The 20,656-nt window shown below is 52.3% G+C and carries 21 protein-coding genes; 16 read left to right on the top strand and 5 right to left on the bottom strand.

Going from position 1 to position 20,656, the window contains the following annotated elements; genetic code table 11:
- Positions 1-71: 71 nt before the first annotated feature.
- The 5 genes from uvrB to QJQ48_RS07985 all read left to right on the top strand — a co-directional run bounded on the left by uvrB (position 72) and on the right by QJQ48_RS07985 (position 4,727).
- Entirely contained in the window at positions 72-2,129 is a 2,058-nt protein-coding gene (uvrB, locus tag QJQ48_RS08005) for an excinuclease ABC subunit UvrB (RefSeq protein ID WP_346290697.1), read from the top strand.
- A gap of 215 nt (positions 2,130-2,344) precedes the next feature.
- Complete coding sequence (locus QJQ48_RS08000; protein ID WP_346290696.1) at positions 2,345-2,737, top strand: cysteine hydrolase family protein; 393 nt, start codon at positions 2,345-2,347, stop codon at positions 2,735-2,737.
- A gap of 10 nt (positions 2,738-2,747) precedes the next feature.
- Positions 2,748-3,566 (top strand): AraC family transcriptional regulator, encoded by an 819-nt coding sequence (locus QJQ48_RS07995; RefSeq protein ID WP_346290695.1) that lies wholly within the window; start codon positions 2,748-2,750, stop codon positions 3,564-3,566.
- A 112-nt stretch (positions 3,567-3,678) separates the two neighbouring features.
- The gene (locus QJQ48_RS07990) at positions 3,679-4,413 is read left to right on the top strand and encodes an AzlC family ABC transporter permease (RefSeq protein WP_346290694.1); all 735 of its coding nucleotides are present in this window, start codon (positions 3,679-3,681) and stop codon (positions 4,411-4,413) included.
- Positions 4,410-4,727, top strand: coding sequence for an AzlD domain-containing protein (locus QJQ48_RS07985; protein WP_346290693.1), 318 nt, complete (start codon positions 4,410-4,412; stop codon positions 4,725-4,727). Before QJQ48_RS07990 ends, QJQ48_RS07985 begins: the two co-directional genes overlap by 4 nt.
- A gap of 130 nt (positions 4,728-4,857) precedes the next feature.
- On the opposite strand, the gene QJQ48_RS07980 is transcribed toward QJQ48_RS07985, so the two are convergent.
- Positions 4,858-6,285, bottom strand: coding sequence for a septal ring lytic transglycosylase RlpA family protein (locus QJQ48_RS07980; protein ID WP_346290692.1), 1,428 nt, complete (start codon positions 6,283-6,285; stop codon positions 4,858-4,860).
- A 490-nt stretch (positions 6,286-6,775) separates the two neighbouring features.
- Between QJQ48_RS07980 and QJQ48_RS07975 the strand changes: the two genes are divergently transcribed.
- From QJQ48_RS07975 to QJQ48_RS07945, 7 genes are all read left to right on the top strand, one after another.
- Positions 6,776-7,456: a M28 family peptidase gene (locus QJQ48_RS07975; protein ID WP_346290691.1), complete on the top strand. Its 681-nt coding sequence runs from the start codon at positions 6,776-6,778 to the stop codon at positions 7,454-7,456.
- A gap of 209 nt (positions 7,457-7,665) precedes the next feature.
- Positions 7,666-8,091, top strand: coding sequence for a response regulator (locus tag QJQ48_RS07970; protein ID WP_346290690.1), 426 nt, complete (start codon positions 7,666-7,668; stop codon positions 8,089-8,091).
- A 163-nt stretch (positions 8,092-8,254) separates the two neighbouring features.
- Entirely contained in the window at positions 8,255-8,890 is a 636-nt protein-coding gene (locus QJQ48_RS07965; protein WP_346290689.1) for a Crp/Fnr family transcriptional regulator, read from the top strand.
- 255 nt (positions 8,891-9,145) lie between these two features.
- Positions 9,146-9,559 carry a response regulator gene (locus QJQ48_RS07960; protein WP_346290688.1) on the top strand — a complete coding sequence of 138 codons (414 nt, stop codon included), beginning with the start codon at positions 9,146-9,148 and terminating at the stop codon, positions 9,557-9,559.
- A 237-nt stretch (positions 9,560-9,796) separates the two neighbouring features.
- Complete coding sequence (locus QJQ48_RS07955; protein WP_346290687.1) at positions 9,797-10,084, top strand: hypothetical protein; 288 nt, start codon at positions 9,797-9,799, stop codon at positions 10,082-10,084.
- 340 nt (positions 10,085-10,424) lie between these two features.
- Positions 10,425-10,799 (top strand): nucleotidyltransferase family protein, encoded by a 375-nt coding sequence (locus tag QJQ48_RS07950; RefSeq protein ID WP_346290686.1) that lies wholly within the window; start codon positions 10,425-10,427, stop codon positions 10,797-10,799.
- Positions 10,800-11,253: 454 nt separating this feature from the next.
- Positions 11,254-12,126, top strand: a complete 873-nt coding sequence (locus QJQ48_RS07945) for a class I SAM-dependent methyltransferase (protein WP_346290685.1) — start codon at positions 11,254-11,256, stop codon at positions 12,124-12,126.
- A gap of 183 nt (positions 12,127-12,309) precedes the next feature.
- Here QJQ48_RS07945 and thrS read toward each other — a convergent pair whose 3' ends face one another.
- The 3 genes from thrS to pheS all read right to left on the bottom strand — a co-directional run bounded on the left by thrS (position 12,310) and on the right by pheS (position 16,164).
- On the bottom strand, positions 12,310-14,124 hold the full coding sequence (gene thrS, locus QJQ48_RS07940; protein ID WP_346290684.1) for a threonine--tRNA ligase: 1,815 nt from the start codon (positions 14,122-14,124) through the stop codon (positions 12,310-12,312).
- 142 nt (positions 14,125-14,266) lie between these two features.
- Positions 14,267-15,004, bottom strand: a complete 738-nt coding sequence (locus tag QJQ48_RS07935; protein WP_346290683.1) for a DUF6585 family protein — start codon at positions 15,002-15,004, stop codon at positions 14,267-14,269.
- Between the two features lie 158 nt (positions 15,005-15,162).
- A complete protein-coding gene (gene pheS / locus QJQ48_RS07930; RefSeq protein WP_346290682.1) occupies positions 15,163-16,164 on the bottom strand; it encodes a phenylalanine--tRNA ligase subunit alpha in 1,002 nt (333 codons plus the stop codon).
- A 227-nt stretch (positions 16,165-16,391) separates the two neighbouring features.
- On the opposite strand from pheS, the gene surE reads away from it, so the two are divergent.
- Together surE and QJQ48_RS07920 are read left to right on the top strand one after the other, a co-directional pair.
- Positions 16,392-17,264, top strand: a complete 873-nt coding sequence (gene surE, locus QJQ48_RS07925; protein ID WP_346290681.1) for a 5'/3'-nucleotidase SurE — start codon at positions 16,392-16,394, stop codon at positions 17,262-17,264.
- 276 nt (positions 17,265-17,540) lie between these two features.
- A complete protein-coding gene (locus QJQ48_RS07920) occupies positions 17,541-18,413 on the top strand; it encodes an MBL fold metallo-hydrolase (RefSeq protein ID WP_346290680.1) in 873 nt (290 codons plus the stop codon).
- Here the strand turns inward: QJQ48_RS07920 and QJQ48_RS07915 are convergent.
- The gene (locus QJQ48_RS07915; RefSeq protein ID WP_346290679.1) at positions 18,410-18,601 is read right to left on the bottom strand and encodes a hypothetical protein; all 192 of its coding nucleotides are present in this window, start codon (positions 18,599-18,601) and stop codon (positions 18,410-18,412) included. The two genes, QJQ48_RS07920 and QJQ48_RS07915, sit on opposite strands and share 4 nt — an antisense overlap.
- Positions 18,602-18,621: 20 nt before the next feature.
- Between QJQ48_RS07915 and QJQ48_RS07910 the strand changes: the two genes are divergently transcribed.
- Positions 18,622-19,698, top strand: coding sequence for a bifunctional riboflavin kinase/FAD synthetase (locus QJQ48_RS07910; protein WP_346290678.1), 1,077 nt, complete (start codon positions 18,622-18,624; stop codon positions 19,696-19,698).
- Positions 19,699-19,730: 32 nt separating this feature from the next.
- Entirely contained in the window at positions 19,731-20,642 is a 912-nt protein-coding gene (locus tag QJQ48_RS07905; RefSeq protein WP_346290677.1) for an AAA family ATPase, read from the top strand.
- Positions 20,643-20,656: the final 14 nt, after the last annotated feature.

Below are 20,656 nucleotides of genomic sequence, written 5' to 3'. Positions count from 1 at the left end.
GAGAGGAGTACAAACAGTCAGTCCTAGACCCGACTCCGCTGCGTTTCAGACTCTTTCATTCCCAAGCTGCTATGGACTTCAACATTCAAGCGCCGTTTGAGCCTCTAGGCGATCAGCCCAAAGCGATCGCCCAGCTTTCTCAGTACCTCAGCCAGGGTCATCGCTACCAGACCTTGCTGGGGGCCACGGGTACCGGCAAAACCCACACAATGGCGCGGGTGATTGACCAGATTGGCAAGCCAACGCTGGTGCTAGCCCACAACAAAACCCTGGCAGCCCAGCTCTGCAACGAGCTGCGGGAGTTTTTCCCCGACAACGCAGTGGAATACTTCATCAGCTATTACGACTACTACCAGCCAGAAGCTTACATCCCGGTCACTGATACCTACATCGCCAAAACCGCTTCCATCAACGAAGAAATCGACATGCTGCGGCACTCGGCCACGCGATCGCTGTTTGAGCGCAAAGACGTGATTGTGGTGGCCTCTATTAGCTGCATTTACGGTTTGGGCATTCCTTCTGAGTATTTGAAAGCCTCGATTCCGCTGCGGGTGGGCATGGAGGTGAATCAGCGACAGGTCTTAAGAGATCTGGCTTCAGTGCAGTACACCCGCAATGACTTAGACTTAGGCCGAGGCCGATTTCGGGTCAAGGGCGACGTGCTAGAAATTGGCCCCGCTTACGAAGACCGGGTAATCCGCGTCGAGTTCTTTGGCGATGAGATTGACGCCATCCGCTACATCGACCCGATTACGGGCACCACGATTCAGAGCATGGAAGCGGTAAATATCTACCCGGCGCGGCACTTCGTCACCCCCGATGAAAAGCTAGAGCAGGCATGTCTCAATATTGAAGCCGAGCTGAAAGATCGCCTGGAAGAACTAGAAACTGAGGGCAAACTGCTAGAAGCCCAGCGCCTAGAGCAGCGCACCCGCTACGACCTGGAAATGCTCAAAGAAGTCGGCTACTGCAACGGCGTTGAAAACTACGCCCGTCACTTAGCGGCTCGACTGCCCGGTTCACCGCCAGAGTGTCTGCTGGACTACTTTCCTAAAGACTGGCTGCTGGTGATTGACGAATCCCACGTCACCATTCCTCAGATCCACGCCATGTATAACGGCGATCGCTCCCGCAAAATGGTGCTGATCGATCACGGCTTCCGCCTGCCCAGCGCTGCCGACAACCGCCCGCTAAAGGCAGAAGAGTTTTGGCAAAAGGTGAACCAGTGTGTCTTTGTGTCAGCGACACCGGGTACCTGGGAGCTAGAGCAGTCCGGGGGCGAGCTGGAAACTAAGCTCAACGGCAAAAACGAGAAAAAAAGCTACATCAACGGCACTGGCCGGGTGGCTGAGCAGGTGATTCGACCCACGGGGGTGGTGGATCCAGAAATTTTTGTTCGGCCTACGGACGGCCAGGTGGACGATCTGCTGGGTGAAATCAAAGAGCGGGTGCTGCGGCAGGAACGGACGTTGGTGACGACGCTGACCAAGCGCATGGCTGAAGACCTGACAGAATATTTTGATGAGCATGGGGTGCGGGTGCGCTACCTGCACTCAGAAATTCACTCGATTGAGCGGATTGAGATTTTGCAAGATCTGCGAGACGGCAACTTTGACGTGCTGGTGGGAGTGAACCTGCTGCGGGAAGGACTGGATTTGCCAGAGGTGTCCCTAGTAGCGATTCTCGATGCTGACAAAGAAGGCTTCTTGCGGGCCGAGCGATCGCTGATTCAAACCATTGGCCGCGCCGCCCGTCACGTCCAGGGACAGGCCATTCTCTATGCCGACAACCTCACCGATAGTATGGCCCGCACGATTGAAGAAACCGATCGCCGCCGCGCTATTCAGCTTGCCTATAACGAAGAACACGGCATCGTGCCTAAGCCGATTATTCGCCGCAAGCAAAACGCGATTCTGGCCTTTTTAGAAGTCTCCCGTAAGCTCAACGCTCAGGAGCTAGAGCAAGTTTATGAGCAAAGCGACGAGATGCCCCTAGAAGATATCCCAGAACTGATCGGCCAGCTCGAAAAGCAGATGAAAGAAGCGGCCAAGAGTCTGGAATTTGAAGAAGCGGCTAAATACCGCGATCGCATTAAAAACCTGCGCGATAAGCTAATTGGTAAGCGTTAGGCTGTCAGGTTTTTATGTTTTGCCTGCGAGCGGATGGTACGTATACAGAAGTTGCTCAGTCAACTCTTTTGACTGGGCTAACAGCATCACTATTAGAAACCACCCTAGAACAGTTGAGCGATCGCTCCAATACTGCTACAGCCTTATGGTTTAGAGAACAAATTGAAAAATTGAAATAGGCCAAGCTGATATAGTTTGGAGTCTCAAAAGCTGCAATGACTCTCCTCAGCCGCAACTCACTGCTTTTACTAATTGACCTGCAAAAGGCGATCGATGATCCAAGATGGGGCGATCGCAATAATCCGCAAGCTGAGGCCAATATCGTTCAGCTCCTCGCCGCCTGGCGGCAGAGTCAAATGCCTGTTTTGCACGTCAAACACATGTCAACAGAGCCTGATTCCCCCTATCGTCCCGGTCAGACAGGCGACTTGGGCTTCACGACCCTGGTAGTAGCTGATGCCACATTTACCTTCGGCAGAGCTGACTTTGACGGCACATGGCATCCAGCCGCAGCGGTTCACGCCATGTCCTTAGCAAACCTATCGGGTGAATATGCCACAATTTTGTCAACTGAAGAGATTCTGCAACAACTGCCTTTGCTAGCATAGGCACCTAGACATGAGACAAGAATCAGTTACCTTTTGGCGCGATCGCCTCCTTGCTGGAATGGAGGTGCTCAAGGCAACCTACATTACCCATTCCTTTAGCCGCCACAGCCACGAAGGGTACGCCATCGGCGTGATTGAGTCGGGAGTCGAAGCCTTTGCCTATCGCGGCAGTACCCATCAGGCTCCCGCCGGGGCACTGGTGGTGATTCATCCAGGTGAAGTGCATACGGGCTATGCCGGTCAGGAGGACGGCTGGCGCTACCGCATGATCTATCCCCCCGTTGCGCTGATGCAGCAGGCCGCCGCTGCCCTAAACCTACCAGCCACTCAGGTGCCCTTCTTTGCAAAGCCTGTTATTTGCGATCGCGCCTTGGTGCAACAGTTTCGGATATTTCATCACATGCTAGAACAAGAGGCTGACCCGCTGGCGCGGGAATCCCAGTGGCTGTGGCTAGCCAGCTACATGGTGCAGCAATACGGCGACACGCGATCGCCCATTGCTAAAACCCACCGCGATCGCCCACTGGCCCAGCAGGCCAGAGCCTATTTAACCGATCACTATTTAGACCCCATCACCCTGGATCAGCTAGCCCAAACCGTCAACCTGCCGCCGCTCAAACTGCTGCGACTGTTTCGGCGCGAGTGGGGGCTGCCGCCCCACCAATACCTGATTCAAGTGCGGGTGCAGCAGGCTAAGCGATTAATTGCCACGGGTGTACCGCTGGCCGTGGTGGCAGCTGATACCGGCTTTGCCGATCAAAGTCATTTAACCCGGCACTTTAAACGATGGGTCGGGGTAACGCCGGGGCAGTATCAGGCAGGCTGCTAGCAAATCGCCCTTCTTTTCTCTGCTTAGAAACTGCAAAAACGTTCAAGACGCTGCCAGAACCGCCAGCTTAAAGTTGGGGCGTAGCGATAGGTTTGGAGCCTACTGGTGAATGATGGCGATCGCGTCTAATACTTCTGAACTGTCTCCCTGGCAGGAGTTTCGGGCCGGGGCGAGGCAGACAATTCCTCTGATTGTCGGGGCCATTCCCTTTGGCATCATCTTCGGCACGCTGGCCCAAACTAACGGTTTGTCTTTTGTCGGCACCTTAGCCATGTCAGCCTTTGTCTTTGCCGGGTCTTCTCAGTTCATTGCCTTGGGGCTGCTGGGCGCGGGTACGCCCGTTGGCCTCATTGTGCTGACGACCTGGGTGGTGAATCTGCGGCACCTGCTCTATTCAGTGGGGCTAGTGCCTTATTTAAAGACGCTGCCTCAAAGTTGGAAGCTAGGGCTGGGCTTTTGGCTCACTGATGAAACCTTCATGGTGGCAATTCAGCGCTATCGTCAAGGCGATCGCTCCCCTTACAAACACTGGTTCCATCTGGGTTCGGCCTTGGCGATGTACGGCAACTGGCAGCTCAGCACTCTGCTGGGACTTACTCTAGGCCAAAACCTCCCCAATGCCGCTGCTTGGGGGCTGGACTTTGCTATGGTGGCGACCTTTATCGGTATGACGATTCCCTACCTGACGAATCGCCCTATGGTGGCGACCGTCGTTGTGGCCGGAGTGACGGCTGTAGCGGCGCGATCGCTGCCGCACCAGCTCGGACTGATCGTAGCGGCGATCGCGGGCGTGACCACCGGCATGCTTACTGAAAGCCAACTCAAGCCAGGAGGGCAAGCCCAATGATGCCGGAAATCGCTTTGATTGGCGGTATGGCCCTAGTCACTTTTTTAATTCGCTATCCGCTACTGGCCATGAGCGGACGCTTCACCCTGTCGCCGCGCCTGCTGCAGGCTCTCAACTACGTGCCGCCAGCGGTGCTGACTGCAATTGTCGTGCCTGCGGTGCTAGTTGAGGAGAACGCAGTTTGGCTAGGACTAGACAATCCGCGCCTCATCGGGGCGATCGCCGCACTCGCTGTAGGACTTTGGCGCAAAAATCTGCTGCTGACAATTATTGTCGGCATGGGGGCTTTTCTGCTGTGGCAGGCTGTAGTTTAATCTCCCGCTCTAGCCTGTTGCTTACCCTAGCCAAGTGGGCATCCTCAAAGCAGGAGAATGACTTGACTACCCCAGCTCTGCCAGCACACCCTCATGCTGCTTGACCGCTGGGGTTTTTCATAGAAACGCCCTACCGCCGAGCCTGTAGTTCACGGCGGCGATTGGAGGCGTCAAGCGTTTCTTCGGCCCCCGTTGTTTCGGGTACAGGCTGTAAAATCACCGCCTCATAGGGAATAACGCCAGTCCCCTCACTGCCCAAGCAGCGGGCGGCGGCGCGTGATAGATCAATAGAGCGCTGACCAATGTAAGGGCCGCGATCGTTAATGCGGACTACCACGCTGCGCTCGTTCAGGCGGTTGGTAATCTTTAGACGGGTGCCAAAAGGCAGGGTTTTATGAGCGGCTGTGAGGGCATTTTGGTCAAAGATTTCGCCAGTTGCGGTTTGCCGACCGTGGAAGTAGGGGCCGTACCAGGAAGCGGTGCCATAGAACTGATCTTGGCTCTCAGTCAAACCTGCTAAAAACGCCTGAATTGATCCTAAATCCAGTGGCTCACCGCCGAGAGCCATGCGTAGCTGATCCACCCACTTAATCGCCAGCCACTGCTGCTGCTCTAAGTCTGCCGCTAGCTCATCGGTGGCAAAAAGGATCTCGTTGTCTATCCGGACTGCCGGACTGCCCTTCAGGCGTCCGAGCTTCAGGGCTTCAGGTCGCAAAACTTGCTCTTGCAGCAGGTGCCGTAGTCTATTGGCGAGCTGATAAGCCTGGGCTTCATCGGGCAGGCCGCCTATTAGACGCCCTTTCACCCAGATTTGATGCACTGCCTGATTCCGGGAGCGCTCAGCAGCATGACTAGGACGCCACTTAGAACACTGCTTTAGCAAGGCTAGCTGCCGGGATTTTGCTGACGATGGACGGGCTGCGGTAGTCGCCGACTTTGTATTGGCCTCAATGACCTGAATATCAGCGATAGAAGTCCAGCGTTGCAGGCTAGACGCCTTGACGGTGGAAGCCTGCGCTATTGTGCCCGACAGTAGAACGCCGCCGCTTTCTTCCTCTTCAGGCTGCTCTAGAGAGATAGCAGCCCCAGGATCAAACGCCAAAGCGTCTTGGCCGACGGGTGGGGATACCACATCTGCGCTCGCAAACGCCGCGTTCTCAATCAGCTTTGCCCGGACAATCAGCCGCTCAAACCCTTGAAACCAAGCCTGGACAGGGGGCGAGTAGTCTTCTCCAACAGTTAAGAAAGTTGAAAAATTACCGGATGAGGCCGAATCTGGATGTAAAAGGTAACTGGAAGAGACGGCGGGCTGGCTAGAAAATGCTGTGGAGCTGCCCAAAAAGCTTCCGTGTGGCGTGTAAGAGCTGTGGGCTGCTGAAACTCGTAAAACAGAATCGCTGGGTTTGAGGTGTTGCCCCACTAGGGTCAAGATGTGACCGATAGAAGTGGGGATTAAAGACCGCTGGGGCGCTTCTTTGTTGGGAGGTTGAGTCAGATGCTGGGGAGTGAAAAAACTCCCTAACAGCGACGCTAACCAAACAAATCCTAAAAAACTCATTGCTATTATTTGGAATTCGATCTCACTTAGGACTGTCTAAACTCACTTTTGTAATCTATGATGCAGAATCAGAGATTAGCAGTGTATCAACTTTATGTCAGCTTGGGATCGGTGCTGCCGAATAGAGTTTACCCGGACAAGGTAGACTTTACCGCTCTTTAGGCGATCGCCTTGTGAGGACAAAGTGTTGTCTAGTGTGACCTAAAACACAGACCAGCAGATCTCCCTGATGATAGACATTGCAGATAGGTGATAGGGTCGGCCAGTTCGCTGAATTTAGTTTTGGGTTAGTCAGATTTGCCTAATAGAGCTGAAAGATAAGCTACAGGCGCATTTACAGCAACTGTCTCAGCCACGCGATCCGTTTTTTGCCACGGCTCACTACCAGTTCGCTCGGCAGTATATTCAGCAGCAGCTAGGTCAGTGGCAGTCTGTCAAGGCTCAGCAGTTTGAGTTTCAGGGCCGCAGCCACATCAACTGGAGGCTGGATTTGCCGCCGAGTGCGGCTGTCCCTGAGGAGAATGGGTTTAGAAATTCCGCAGCTTGGCCGATCTTGGTGGGGGCGCATTACGATACGGTGCCCAACTCCCCCGGTGCGGATGACAATGCCTCTGGGGTCGCTGTTTTGCTGGAACTGGCCCGTCTCTGGTCTGGGCAGCCGGGGCGATCGCCGCTAACGCTAGTGGCCTTTGATTTAGAAGAATATGGCTTAGCTGGCAGTCAATTCTGCGTAGAGCAACTGCAGCAGTCAGGCCAGCCTCTGCGGCTGATGCTGTCTCTAGAAATGTTGGGCTATTACGACGATAGGCCCGGCTCACAACGCTATCCTCCCGGACTGAAGTATTTTTTCCCCAACTGCGGCAACTTTATTGGGCTAATTGGTAATTGGCGATCGCTCTTTGATCTGATCCGTCTGTCTCGGCAAGTCTCTGGGGCTGGTGTGCCTGCCTGGTGGCTCCCCGCCGGACAGCGAGGCCAACTGCTGCCCGATACTCGCCGCAGCGATCACGCCCCTTTCTGGGATGCGGGCTATGCGGCCATTTTGGTCACGGACACGGCCAATCTGCGCAATCCTCACTATCACCAGCCCAGCGATCGCCTCGAAACTCTGGATCTCGACCGCCTGGCTCAGGTCTGCTGGGGGCTATTTCAAGGGATTCGCGTTCTTTAATCCTTGCTTAATTATTAAGATTAGTCGAGTTTTGATGACATTTGCGTCGAATCGTACGGTTCCGTACGGCATCTTTGCAAAGGGCAACGATAGTCTATTCACGTACTTAAATAGCGTGCATTTGATCAGGCTTTAGACATCGAAATAGTAAATGGCAACATTCTAGCTTTAATGAAGCATCTACAGGATTATGTCTGAGGAAAAGACCTATGCGAAGCGAATGCTTAGTGTCTACAAGTGATGACTGCTCAGCCTTAGCTGGAATCCGTATTCTTGCTATAGATAGTGATCCAGATTCTCTGCTTTTACTACAGACTGTTTTTGAACAATATGGTTGCACAGAAATAATTGTTGTTACCACTGCTCAAGAAGCTTTAGAAATCCTTGAACAAATTCAGCCTGATATTCTAATTAGCGAACTGCGCTTAATTGACACCAACGGCTGTACGCTGATTCGTCAAATTAAGAGAAAGTTAAAGTTAAGTATTCCAGCTATTGCCTTAACAGCTTCTGCTTGGCCCCGCGATCGCAATCAGGCGATCGCCGCTGGATTTTGCTGTCACATAGCCAAGCCATTTAATTTTGATGAGCTAATTTCAAACATTGTTTCCCTAACTCGTCGTCGCACTTTGTAGTCTTTTGATAACTTAGTTTACAGTTGGCGTGATCTTCGCTTAAGGTTAATAACTGCAACATGCCCTTCTATAGGCCAATGAATTGATCCGTCAAAATCGGCTGCTAGCTGTAATGTCTCCTCAACTCTATAAAAAATTAGAACCTAACTTAACAAAAGTATATTTGGAACAAGGAGTTATTTTGCATGAACCGGGAGATATTTTGGAGTTTCTTTATTTTCCCCTTGACTGCTTGCTTTCAGTGACCATCACAATGGCTAATGGTAATACCGCTGAAACCGGAGTTATTGGTAACCGTGAAATTTTAGGTGTCAATGCCTTTATGGGGGGCAGTGAGACAACTCAAACAGAATATGTAGTGCAAATTGCAGGTGAGGCAGTCAAGGTTCCGGCCAAGCCGTTGCTAGAAGAGTTTGATACCAATAAGGAACTGCGTGATATTCTGCTGCGCTATACTCAAGCACTCATTGCCCAAATTTCCCAGACGACTGCCTGCAATCGATTACATCTTCTAGAGCAGCGTCTGGCTCGCTGGATGTTGGAAGCCAGTGAACGAACAGAGTCTGATGAGCTAAATCTAACCCAGGAATTTATGGCTGATATGCTGGGTGTCCGCCGAGCGGGTGTGACGCAGGCCGCCCAGAAGCTGCAAAGTCAAGGACTAATTCAGTATCGCAGCGGCTTTGTAAAAATCATGGATCGACCAGGTTTAGAAGCCGCTAGCTGTGAGTGTTTTGCAACAGTCCAAGCAGAATATAATCGCCTGCTAGGTCAGCATCACTCACCCTGGCTTTATTAATAGTATTAGGTAAAACTGTTGGGCATCTCGATTAATTGCCTGGTTGAGAAATTTTGTGGCCTAAAACCACTCAAATCCTGTTGAGATTGACAACGAGATTTGTATTTTTCGAGGTTCCCTAATTAAATGCCGAACGAACTTAATTTTCCCAGCTTTATAGTTCAATTCCTTTATAAATTATTAATATTTATTGAAAGCAAATAAAAATATGGTTGTAGTCAACCAGCTCATACACGTACTTTCCTAGCACAGTCAATGGCAAATCTTGGAGCAAAAGCGCCTCAAATTCTACTCGTAGAAATGGATGATGAAACCCGTCCTTTGTTGCGCCATAACTTAGAGAATGAAGGTTTTGATGTCATTGTTACACTGGAAGAAAAAGATGCGATCGCTCGGATGAAAGACGCTACAGACGTTCCTGATTTGATTCTACTCAATCAGGTGAACTCATCTGCTAACGGTTTTATTGAGATGGGCCTGCGAATTCGATCGCAGCTAAACTTTTCAGAAAGTATGCCAATTGTGGTAATTGCCGAGCATTTTGCCAAGGAACTAACCGGGCAAAACCAGCAGGTTGGCAACTACGAATACATCGCATATTTAGAAGACGGTCAGCAGCTTATAGACCTGCTGACTCAGCTTTGCGCCCAAAATTTCGACTTGACTTGATCCGTCAAATCGGATAGCGTTTGGAGCTATAGCTGTCTGTACGCAGCTTGTCTATCACCCCAAAAATTTGGTCGCGCGGTGCCGGAAGTTGCAGCAACAACACCCGACACCTGACCCCTTCGACAGAGTAAGCTGTCTCGGAGGCTAGAGTAATTATACTCAGGCCGCCCCGAACTGCTATGTCTGGGGCGGCTAAATTTTTGGGATTTCCTACCCAATCTACGGAGAAATCCCAAAATGTTGCTCTATATCAACCCGTCTCCCCGGTTTTCCCCCGAAACCGAGGCCAATCTCCCCTTGCGCCTCAACATTCCCCGCGCCCAGCCTGAGCGAGAGCGCCTGCGTCACCTGATCATGGGTTCAGCCGAAGGGGTGCGATCGGCTATCAACGCGCTGCACAGGCTGAACTACGCCGAGCAAGGACTGTGGAGTCCGGTTCTGACAATTCCGCCCTCCGGCATTTTGCTAACGCCGGAGCAGGGCGAGGTGTTTAGCTATCTGCTGCGCTACCGATCGCGGAGCTAGCCCCTAAAAAGGGGCGATCCTCAGAATTATTGCGTTGCCAGTAGAGAAAATCCGGCAAGGGCTTGCCCTGCCAAGCCCTAACGAAATATCCCAGGAAGCTGAAACTGCCAAAATGCTAACGCGATCGGCAAGCAATCCAAGTCCGAAGTTGGGGACACTAAAATGATAGAGGTAGGATCCCCTGCCCCCCTATCAAGGTGGCGATAGCCGGGGGGATCTCGCGATCAGCTAAAACCTTCAGCTAAAACCTGGTCAAGCGTGTCAGTCCTGAATATTTAAGAAGCTGCTTTCCGTCTTTTACTGACCTCCATCAAACGTTTTCCTGACCTGCAAATAGCTTATGACGCCCATTGACGCCCAAACTCGTCAGGAAATCATTGCCAGAGTGCTGACCGCACGAAAAGATCGTTCGACGTTTTTAGCCCAGATGAAGCAGCGTCAACAACAAGGTTGGCAAGTCGCTCGAAAAGCGGCCCAGTGTCTCAAGTTAGAGTTTGGAGCCCAGCGAGTCGTTCTTTTCGGTTCACTGCTTGATCATGAGGGCATGACCTGGTATTCGGATATTGACCTAGCTGTTTGGGGAGTAGATGCGTCAAATTATCTCCGAGCAGGAGCCGCCATTGAAAGAGAGCAGCCTTTTTCAATCAATTTGATAGATCCAGATTCAGCTCCCCCCCATATCTTAGAAGCGATTCAGCAAGGAACAGATCTATGAATAAATCTGCTCTGACTGTGCGAATCCATCAAGAGCTGAGAGGGTAGTCAACCAAACGGAGCAATTGCGTAAGAAACTTGGGGATATACAAGATACCGATATACAGAGTGCCTAGTAGGGCGGGCATTGCCCGCCTTACATCAAACGCTCAAAATCATCGTGATTAGCGATCGCCCGTTTCAGCTTCTCCACAACCTCCGGCACCAGGATTGCGCCTAATTCTCCAGAGGCCCGCGTCCGGATGCTGAGGCTATTGCCTTCTACTTCCTTAGTGTCGTGCCACTACTCATAACACCTTTAAAGAGGCAGATATCCACGGTCGCTTTGTTAACAGAAAATATAACGAGACGTTTCTATGTTTCTAGTAGGGGGCTTGGCAGTGCTAAGCCCTCGCAAGATATCTTAGAAAGTCAAAACTGGTAGGATATTGACGCGATATTCGGAAACTTAACCGATGACATTTGAGCCGCCTCATCAGATCGTTCATCAGTTTTACCAGAAAGACGGAATTTGGTTGCCTCGGAATAACTCTGACTACGGTAGTCCGAAGCAAAAACAGCTATGGGACAAGATTGGTCAGAATTATTACAACCGCCGCCAATTTGAGACTGCTACGCCGCCGGACTATGCTGAAGTCATCCGTCGGCCAAGCGGGTTATGGAACAAATTTCCTGCTCATCAGCACTTTAGTACCATTCTGGAGATTGGCTGTGGCGATGGGCGAGCTTCAATTCACTTATCTAAAAACCGAAACTTAAGCTGCGAAGTTTACTACGGCATAGATATCTCCGAGCCTCAGTTACGAAGGCTGCAAATATTTAAGCAAGCCTATAACTTTTATCCCTCAGCCCGATTTGTATTGGTTTGTATGTCAGTCCGGCAATTACCATTAGCAGACAACTCAGTAGATTTGGTGATTTCAGATTCTGTATTCATGCATCTGGCCAAAAAAGATACGGAAACTTTGTTTAGTGAAATTGCCCGAACCTTAAAGCCTCACGGAGTAATTGGCCTGCGCAATTCCTTCCATAACCGAGACTGCATTGGCCATATCATCCACAACCTAATTCGTCAGCTTGCTCCTAATCGAAATGCAATTTATTTGCAGCAATACTCGCTATCGGAGATTAAAACGCTATTTGAGAACAGCGGTTTAACCAACAAGATCGGTTCCATCAAAGTTAAATCGGATGGTCAATACGTGCTAATTCCTAGACACATCGGCAAGCAAAAAGTACCGCTAGCCAGATGTATTAATGATTACCTCAAGCGTAGCGGCATTCGCAGTCATTGCTTAATTTATAGCTTTGACGCTTACAACTGGTAATCAGCAGGGCAGACAATGCCTACCTACGTAAAGTGATAGGTAGGGCGGGCAATGCCCGCCTTACATCAAACACTAAAAATCATCGTGATTAGCGATCGCCCGTTCCAGCTTCTCCACAACCTCCGGCACCGGAATTGCGCTTAGTAATCAGTAGGGCGGGCATTGCCCGCCTTAGAGCAAACGCTAAAAATCATCGTGATTAGCGATCGCCCGTTCCAGCTTCTCCACAACCTCCGGCACCGGAATTGCGCCTAATTCTCCAGAGGCCCGCGTCCGGATGCTGAGACTATTGCCTTCTACTTCCTTAGCCCCCACAATTGCCATCACCGGAATCTTGGCTTTTTCGGCATTGCGGATCAGCTTACCCAGGCGATCGCCGCTGGTATCCACTTCCGCCCGTACCCCCTTCTGCCGGAGCTGTTCTGCCACCTGCTGCGCAAAGCCAAGCTGCTCCTCCGTCACCGGCAGCAGCCGCATCTGCACCGGAGCCAGCCACAGGGGAAAATCACCCGCATATTCCTCAATCAAAATGCCAATTAGCCGCTCCAGGGAGCCAAAAGGAGCGCGGTGGATCATTACCGGACGCTGGCGGCTGCCGTCTTCCGCGACGTACTCCAGCTTGAAGCGCTCCGGCAGGTTGTAGTCCACCTGCACCGTGCCTAACTGCCACTCGCGATCGAGGGCATCCGTGACGATAAAGTCCAGCTTCGGCCCGTAGAAAGCCGCCTCGCCAATGCCTTCAAAATGGCTCATCCCCAACGTTTCTACGGCGCGGCGAATAGCATTTTCCGCCTTGTTCCAGGCATCATCTGAGCCAATGTACTTGTCTGAATCTGGGTCGCGGAAACTCAGCCGTGCCCGGAAGGATTTGTCCAACCGCAGCGCCTTGAGGATGGCCTGAATCAGATCCACCACCTTCAAAAATTCATCGTCAAGCTGCTCTGGCGTCACAAACAGGTGAGCATCATCCTGGGTGAAGCCGCGTACCCGCGTTAGCCCCCCCAGTTCCCCTGACTGCTCATAGCGATAGACGGTGCCAAATTCGGCCAAACGCAGCGGTAGCTCCCGGTAAGAACGCAGCGTCGATTTATAAATCTGAATATGGAAGGGGCAGTTCATCGCCTTCAGCACAAACCCTTCCTCTTCCGACTCCCCCATCATCGGAAACAGGTCTTCTTTGTACTTCTGCCAGTGCCCCGACAGCTTAAACAGCTCCACCCGGCCAATATGGGGCGTCACCACGGGCTGATAGCCTCGCTTGATCTGCTCCTGCTTAAGAAACTCTTCCAGGGTCGATCGCAAAATCGTTCCCCTCGGCGTCCACATGGGCAGCCCCGGCCCCACCTCATCGGCAAAGACAAACAGCCCCAGCTCTTTACCCAGCTTGCGGTGGTCGCGCCGCTTGGCCTCTTCCCGCCGCCGCTTGTATTCCTGAAGCTGTTCTGGCGTCTCCCAGGCAGTGCCATAGATGCGCTGAAGCTGGGCTCGCTTCTCGTCGCCGCGCCAGTAGGCCCCGGCGACGCTTTCCAAGTCAAAGGCTTTAGGATTGAGGTCTTTGGTGCTGGTGACGTGCGGCCCCGCGCAGAGATCCCACCACTCTTCCCCGAGGTGATAGAGCGTAATTGGATCTTCTAGTCCTTCCAGAATCTCTAGCTTGTAGGGTTCGCCAAGCTGCTCAATGCGCTGCTTCGCCTCTGCGCGGCTCAGCTCCTCCCGCTCAACCGGCAGCCCCTTCTTGATGATCTTGATCATCTCTTTTTTGATCGCCTTGAGGTCTTTCTCGGTGAAAGGCTCAGGGTTGTCGAAGTCGTAGTAGAAGCCGTAGTCAATCCAAGGGCCAATAGTCACCTGCGCCTTGGGAAATAGCCGCTGCACTGCCATCGCCATCACATGGGAAAAGGTATGGCGAATGCGCTTGAGCTGATCTGATTCGTCAGTGCGCGGTAAGTACACTTTGTCTACCTGAGCGGGGACGACGTTAGCTTCTGCTTGAGACATGGGCGATGAGAAAATTTAAGGAGAAAAGAGATGAATTAATAAGTTAGGCAGGGCAACAGCACAGCCTTAATCAAAGCTTATCGAATATTTGGATGGCACTGCATTTTAGCCCTACTCCTTAGCCTAACTGAGAGATGCAGTGTCAGTTTGGCAGATTGTTGCAGCACAGCTGTTCTACTAGGGCAAAAAACAGGGCCAGGTTGGGAAAGCGATCGCGCTGAAATCTGCCCCAGAAGTGAGTTTGTCCTTTGGCATAAATATCTAAGAAGACAGACTGGCTTGACTTGTAACCCTTCAGCGTCACAATTTTGGCTTGGTCAAATTCTGACCATGTTAGCTGCTTTTTCCCTAGCGACAGGCCATGCCGACTCAGGCTCAGGCGATTGAAGCCAATTTCTGCACCTTTTTCCACCTCTGATAGCCGCTGTGGTAGCTGGGCTATCACCATGCCTTCCTGCAGCGCATTTCCCAAGGCTTTAGGATTAGCCACCTCAATGCCAAACTGCATCTGACGACCATTCTGCATTTTCACCCCATAGCGATAGAACACAGGCCCAACCTTAGCCTGGTCAATTCCGGTATAGAGTTCAGCGATCTGGGCATATCTCAGCACTGTGGGTTCTCCACGGGTATCCAAAAGTCCTTTTTCGCAGAGATGGATAATCGTTTTAGAACTCCTCAGACGGCGAAAGCTGCGCCCAACCAGCCACAGATTAACTAAGAAAGCGGGCAGACCCACAATCAGCAGCACCGAAAAGAGCGAAATGGGCAAAAATGCGCTCCACAGAATTAATAAAAACTTGGCCCGCTGTTTATTCCAGCCCAGCTCACCCACGGCATAACCTAGCTGCGAAGAGATTGTTTCTGCGATCGCGCTCATGTCTGTGCTCCTTTGCTAACGGTCGTTGTGTAAGAACCGGGGCATTAACCCCTACCGTTAAAAAGCTAAAGGGCGATCGAGAAAAAGTCGGGGCCGCTCATGGCAGCCCCCTTCTCGCTGGTAGATTTATAGCGCGATCGCTCAGCAGTCAATCCGGCTCAAAACTGCCGCAGAAAGCGCAGATCGCTGGCGTATAGCCGCCGAATATCGTCAATTTTGTTCTGCACCATTGCCAGCCGCTCCACCCCCAAGCCAGCGGCAAAGCCTGAATAGACCTCTGGGTCATACCCCACTGCCTTCAGCACATTGGGGTCAATCATGCCGCAGCCCAAAATCTCTAGCCACTGCCCCTGCCACTGCACGTCTACTTCAGCCGAAGGTTCGGTAAACGGAAAGAAGCTAGGCCGAAACCGCACCGGAATTTCGCCAAACAGCGCCTCCAAAAAGATCTTGATCGTGCCCTTCAGGTCACCAAAAGTCAGGTTTTTATCAACCGCGAAAAACTCAATCTGATGAAAGACTGCCGCGTGAGTAGCGTCAACCGTATCGCGGCGGTAGCAGCGACCAATCGCCACTGCCCGCAGGGGCGGCTCGTGTTCCTTCATGTAGCGAATTTGCACGTTAGACGTGTGCGTCCGCATGAGCTGACCGTCTTGCAGATAGAGCGTGTCCTGCATGTCCCTAGCGGGGTGATCGGGCAGGAAGTTGAGCGCCTCGAAGTTGTAGTAGTCAGTCTCCACTTCTGGCCCCTGCGCCACGGTGTAGCCCAAGCCCACGAAAATATCGACAATCTGATCGATGATGCTGTTAATCGGATGGACTCGCCCCTGGGGCACAAACACACCCGGCATCGTCACGTCTAGGGCTTCAGCCGCTAGCTGCGCCTCAATTTCGGCTGCCTGCAGGGCTGCTTTCTTTTGCTCTAAGGCCGTCTGCAAAGTGGTTTTAACCGTGTTGGCTGCCGCACCGATGCGGGGCCGCTCTGTTGCAGGTAGCTTACCCATGCCGCCTAGCACCTTAGAAAGCTGCCCCTTTTTGCCGAGATAGCCCACTCTAAGCTGCTCTAACTCGTCTAGGGTAGTCGATTGGGCGATCGCCGTCTGGGCTGACTGCTCTAGCGACTGTAGCTGGGTTTCTAAATCGGGATGGGCAGTGGTCATGCTCGTGAACTTCGGCTAAACAATATAGTCTCAATCTACTGTTTCAAATATCCGTCTCAATCTCAAGCGGTTGGCCCATGCAACTGTCAGGTCGTTGACTAAAGCAGTTAAGCTATGTTGACAGAGTCCCTCTATATTACCCAGTGTATTGGGTTCAGGGTTCAGACTCATAGCTTCTCTCTACTTTTTGCCCTAGCCGAATTAGCTTACTGAATCATGAATCAACTATGAAAATTCTAGTCAGCAATGATGACGGTATTTTTGCCCTAGGAATCCGCACCCTGGCCAATACGCTAGCCGCCGCCGGGCACGAAGTAACAGTGGTATGCCCCGATCGCGAGCGATCGGCCACGGGCCACGGTCTGACGCTGCACAAACCCATTCGCGCCGAAGTGATTGAATCGGTTTTTCATCCTCAAGTTCAGGCTTGGGCCTGCTCTGGTACGCCTTCAGACTGCGTTAAGCTGGCCCTGGGAGCCCTGCTAGATACGCCGCCAGATTTTGTCCTTTCTGGCATCAACCACGGCGCTAACTTAGGCACTGATGTTCTCTATTCTGGGACAGTCTCAGCCGCGATGGAAGGCGTGATTGAGGGAATTCCATCGGTGGCCTTCAGTTTGGCTGGCTTCAAGTCGCAGGAGTTTCAGCCTGGCGCTAATTTTGCTCGGATATTAGTCGATCATTTAGGGAACAATACGCTCGGCGCTGGGGTATTGCTGAACGTCAATATCCCGCCTGTAGATGAGGCTGATATCCAGGGTGTCAAAATTACCCACCAAGGGCTACGCCGATATGTCGATCTGTTTGAGAAGCGGGTTGATCCACGGGGTAAAACCTACTATTGGCTAGCTGGGGAAGTGATGGAAGAGGTGAATAATCCTGCAGATAGCTGGCAAAGTAAACCGGAGTCAGAGCTGCAGACCACGTCTGTCAAAACCGGAAAAGTTTCCGTACCTGCAGACGTCCAGGCTATTCAAGCAAACTACATCACAATCACGCCACTGCAATATAATCTCACCTCGGCTACGGGCCTGTCGGTGCTGAATCAGTGGCTAGCGGCGCTCCCTGGCCTAGCGCAAAATCAGGTAAACCCAGAGTAAAGTCTAGGGTTAAAGCCCAACGTAAAACAGCTACCAGGTGCCCCGTAAGCTTTAGCAAAAATTACGAATTTCTGGCAGCCTGTCTGTCTGTTTTAAGCTAGCGTATGAAAAGCCCCGGAGTGCCTGACTTCCCATCACTCTCTATAAGCACTAACTTCCGCAAATGTGCCTCTGTTGCAATAGATTTCCATTAATTTTTTATTAATATGGAGAAGACAACAGAAAAGGGTGGTGCCGTTACCGAACTTGTTAACCAGTTGGCGCAGATAAGGACTCATGTCTAACGTGCAGAATCAGTTTTTAGTCAAGTTTTGGGGCGTGCGAGGCAGCATCGCTTGTCCTGGCCCTCAAACAGTGCGCTATGGCGGTAACACTTCCTGTATTGAGATGCAAATTGCCGGGCAGCGCCTGGTTTTTGATGGGGGAACTGGCCTGAGAGAATTAGGGCAGCAGCTAATGGCAGAACTGCCGATTGAAGCTCATATGTTCTTCACCCATTCTCACTGGGATCACATTCAGGGCTTTCCTTTCTTTGTGCCGGCTTTTGTCCCCAGCAATAGGTTTTATATTTACGGGGCGATCGCTCCCAACGGCTCTACAATCGAGCAGCGCCTCAACGATCAAATGCTGCACCCCAACTTCCCGGTGCCGCTGCAGATTATGGGGGCTGAACTCAAGTTTTGCGATCTCGAAATTGGTGAGAAAGTGCAGCTTGGCGATGTCCTAATTGAGAACGCGCTGCTCAACCATCCTGGCGAGGCCATTGGCTACCGCGTGAGCTGGAACGGCCATTCAGTCGCCTACATCAGCGATACCGAGCATTTCCCCGATCGCCTAGACGAAAACGTCCTCTGGCTCGCCCGCGAGGCAGACCTGGTTATCTACGACGCGACTTACACCGACGAAGAGTATCACAATCCCAAAACCAGCAAGGTTGGCTGGGGCCATTCGACTTGGCAAGAAGCTGTAAAGGTGGCCAAAGCAGCCAAGGCCAAGCGGCTGATTATTTTTCACCACGATCCGCTCCACAGCGATGACTTTATGGATGAGATCAGTGAGCAAACGGCGGCGGCTTTTCCCAACAGCACCATTGCCCGTGAAGGGATGACCCTAGACCTGCTAGCCACGGCTAAAACAGCCGCTGCTTAGACAGTCAACCGCTGCATTTCGACTGCTGAGGCGAGCCGTTCATTGCTCGAGGCGAGGATCGTCGCCCCTAGCTGACAGCATGCTTGGACATCGAGAGCCTCGATTGTCCTCAGGATTTTAGGGGAAAGTGCGATCGCGGCCCGGTCAAAAGCGGCTGATTCACCGCAAAATAGCGGTAGGCTATTCATAATGTGTAAAAATGTAAAGCGTGTGGGTTACTTCTTCGACAAGCACGGCTAAAACACCGACGGCGATCGCGCTGGGCAATTTTGATGGCGTTCATTTAGGCCATCAGCAGGTGATCGAACCGATTCTGCAGCGGAGCGATCGCCAGCCACAAGACTTGGCTGTTGGCGATCTGGCCTTAAACCCAGCGACGGCTACGGTACGCGGTTATAGCCATCTCCTATCTGAATTTGCTAACCACGAGAATTCGGTATCAGCCACTGCCTCAGCGCCGCCGTCTCGTCCCCCTCACGCCACCGTTCTGACCTTTTTTCCCCATCCCCGCGAATTCTTTTCGAGGCAGTCGCGCCCGCTGCTGACGCCGCTGGATGAAAAAGCGCTGCAGCTCAAGCGCATGGGCGTTGAACAGCTCATCTTGCTGCCCTTCAATCACCAGCTTGCCGAGCTATCGCCTGAAGCTTTTGTCGAAGACGTACTGCTGCAGCAGCTCCAGGCCCAGCAGATTAGCGTGGGCGTAGACTTTCGCTTTGGCCGCCAGCGGGCAGGCACCGCCGAAAAGCTGAGAGCGATCGCGGCCCGCCAGGGGGTTCCCGTAGAGATTGTGTCTCTTAAAAAGCTAGCAGGAGAGCGAATTAGCAGCTCTAGTATCCGTCAGGCCCTACTAGCAGGCGATCTATTTCGCGTTCGGAAGCTGCTGGGTAGACCCTACACGCTCACTGGGCGCGTGGTGACCGGCCAAAAATTGGGCAGGACAATAGGCTTTCCGACCGCTAACCTCAAACTGCCAGCCGATAAGTTTTTGCCGCGTCAGGGGGTCTATGCGGTGAGGGTGTATCTCAGGGGGCATGACTTAGCAACCCGTCCGCTGCTGGGCGTGATGAATTTGGGCTGTCGGCCTACGGTGGACGGGCAGCAGCAGACGATTGAGGTGCATATTTTGGAGTGGTCGGGCGATCTCTATGAGCAAAACTTGACGGTTAGCCTGGAAGCTTTTCTGCGGCCTGAGCAGAAATTTGACGCTTTAGACAGCCTCAAAGAACAGATTCAAGCCGACTGCCAAGCTGCTTTAACTGTGCTATCTAACCGCGATCGCCGTTAAGCTTAGACAACTTAAAGTCATCTTGTATTCCTATGAGAGAGCGTGTTGACCAGCTAGTTCAAAACCTGAATCGAACCATTGTCGGCAAAACGGACGCAATTCGTCTAGTGCTGGTGGCGCTGATTTCAGGTGGACATGCGCTGCTAGAAGATGTCCCCGGCGTGGGTAAAACGCTGCTGGCTAAGTCGCTTTCTCGCTGCTTAGATAGTAAATTTCAGCGAATTCAGTGTACGCCTGATTTGTTGCCCACCGACATCACCGGCACAAACATCTGGAATCCCAGTTCAGGGGAGTTTCAGTTTATGCCAGGTCCCGTCTTCACTCATATCTTGCTGGCAGATGAAATTAATCGGGCCACCCCCCGTACCCAGTCAGCCCTGCTGGAGGTGATGGAGGAGCATCAGGTGACGACAGATGGAGTTTCCAGATCGGTACCCAATCCCTTTTTTGTGATTGCAACTCAAAACCCGGTGGAGTATCAGGGCACCTTCCCGCTACCGGAGGCTCAGATGGATCGCTTTGCCCTCGCCTTTAGCTTGGGCTATCCGACTGCAGATGAAGAACTTAAGATGCTTCAGCGCTTGCAAACAGGCATCAATCCTGATGACCTGAAGCCCTGCCTAACCCTGGAAGAAATGCAGGCTTTGCGGCATCAGTGCCGTCAGGTACGGGTAGAAGCTTCCCTACAGGAATACATTTTACGCTTAGTACGGGCAACTCGCAGCGATGAAGACATTACGCTGGGGGTGAGTCCGCGCGGCAGCGTCGCCCTGTACCGGGCGATTCAGGCTTTAGCCTTTATTGAGGGGCGAGACTATGCCACGCCGGATGACGTTAAATACTTAGCCGCTCCGGTTTTGGCCCATCGGCTGATTCCCACGGCGGGACAGGCAGGCTTATCGATTGTGACTAGACTGCTCAACACCGTTCCAGTAGCGTTATAGAAGCTGCCGCTGCG

Origin of the sequence: Sphaerothrix gracilis Ecp01, assembly GCF_030405905.1 — a bacterium.
GTDB lineage: Bacteria > Cyanobacteriota > Cyanobacteriia > Phormidesmidales > Phormidesmidaceae > Sphaerothrix > Sphaerothrix gracilis.
The sequence above is the reverse complement of the archived record's forward strand: the minus strand, read 5'-3'. Positions and strand labels throughout refer to the sequence as shown.

Bases quoted from the DNA above. Each gene is read 5' to 3' on its own strand.
- QJQ48_RS07970 (WP_346290690.1), top strand. From the start codon at position 7,666: ATGCGAAGCGAATGCTTAGTGTCTACAAGTGATGACTGCTCAGCCTTA.
- QJQ48_RS07915 (WP_346290679.1), bottom strand. From the start codon at position 18,601: ATGAATAGCCTACCGCTATTTTGCGGTGAATCAGCCGCTTTTGACCGG.
- QJQ48_RS07990 (WP_346290694.1), top strand. From the start codon at position 3,679: ATGGCGATCGCGTCTAATACTTCTGAACTGTCTCCCTGGCAGGAGTTT.
- QJQ48_RS07935 (WP_346290683.1), bottom strand. From the start codon at position 15,004: ATGAGCGCGATCGCAGAAACAATCTCTTCGCAGCTAGGTTATGCCGTG.
- QJQ48_RS07985 (WP_346290693.1), top strand. From the start codon at position 4,410: ATGATGCCGGAAATCGCTTTGATTGGCGGTATGGCCCTAGTCACTTTT.
- QJQ48_RS07960 (WP_346290688.1), top strand. From the start codon at position 9,146: ATGGCAAATCTTGGAGCAAAAGCGCCTCAAATTCTACTCGTAGAAATG.
- thrS (WP_346290684.1), bottom strand. From the start codon at position 14,124: ATGTCTCAAGCAGAAGCTAACGTCGTCCCCGCTCAGGTAGACAAAGTG.
- uvrB (WP_346290697.1), top strand. From the start codon at position 72: ATGGACTTCAACATTCAAGCGCCGTTTGAGCCTCTAGGCGATCAGCCC.
- QJQ48_RS07945 (WP_346290685.1), top strand. From the start codon at position 11,254: ATGACATTTGAGCCGCCTCATCAGATCGTTCATCAGTTTTACCAGAAA.
- QJQ48_RS07980 (WP_346290692.1), bottom strand. From the start codon at position 6,285: ATGAGTTTTTTAGGATTTGTTTGGTTAGCGTCGCTGTTAGGGAGTTTT.
- QJQ48_RS07920 (WP_346290680.1), top strand. From the start codon at position 17,541: ATGTCTAACGTGCAGAATCAGTTTTTAGTCAAGTTTTGGGGCGTGCGA.
- QJQ48_RS07995 (WP_346290695.1), top strand. From the start codon at position 2,748: ATGAGACAAGAATCAGTTACCTTTTGGCGCGATCGCCTCCTTGCTGGA.
- pheS (WP_346290682.1), bottom strand. From the start codon at position 16,164: ATGACCACTGCCCATCCCGATTTAGAAACCCAGCTACAGTCGCTAGAG.
- surE (WP_346290681.1), top strand. From the start codon at position 16,392: ATGAAAATTCTAGTCAGCAATGATGACGGTATTTTTGCCCTAGGAATC.
- QJQ48_RS07905 (WP_346290677.1), top strand. From the start codon at position 19,731: ATGAGAGAGCGTGTTGACCAGCTAGTTCAAAACCTGAATCGAACCATT.
- QJQ48_RS07955 (WP_346290687.1), top strand. From the start codon at position 9,797: ATGTTGCTCTATATCAACCCGTCTCCCCGGTTTTCCCCCGAAACCGAG.
- QJQ48_RS08000 (WP_346290696.1), top strand. From the start codon at position 2,345: ATGACTCTCCTCAGCCGCAACTCACTGCTTTTACTAATTGACCTGCAA.
- QJQ48_RS07950 (WP_346290686.1), top strand. From the start codon at position 10,425: ATGACGCCCATTGACGCCCAAACTCGTCAGGAAATCATTGCCAGAGTG.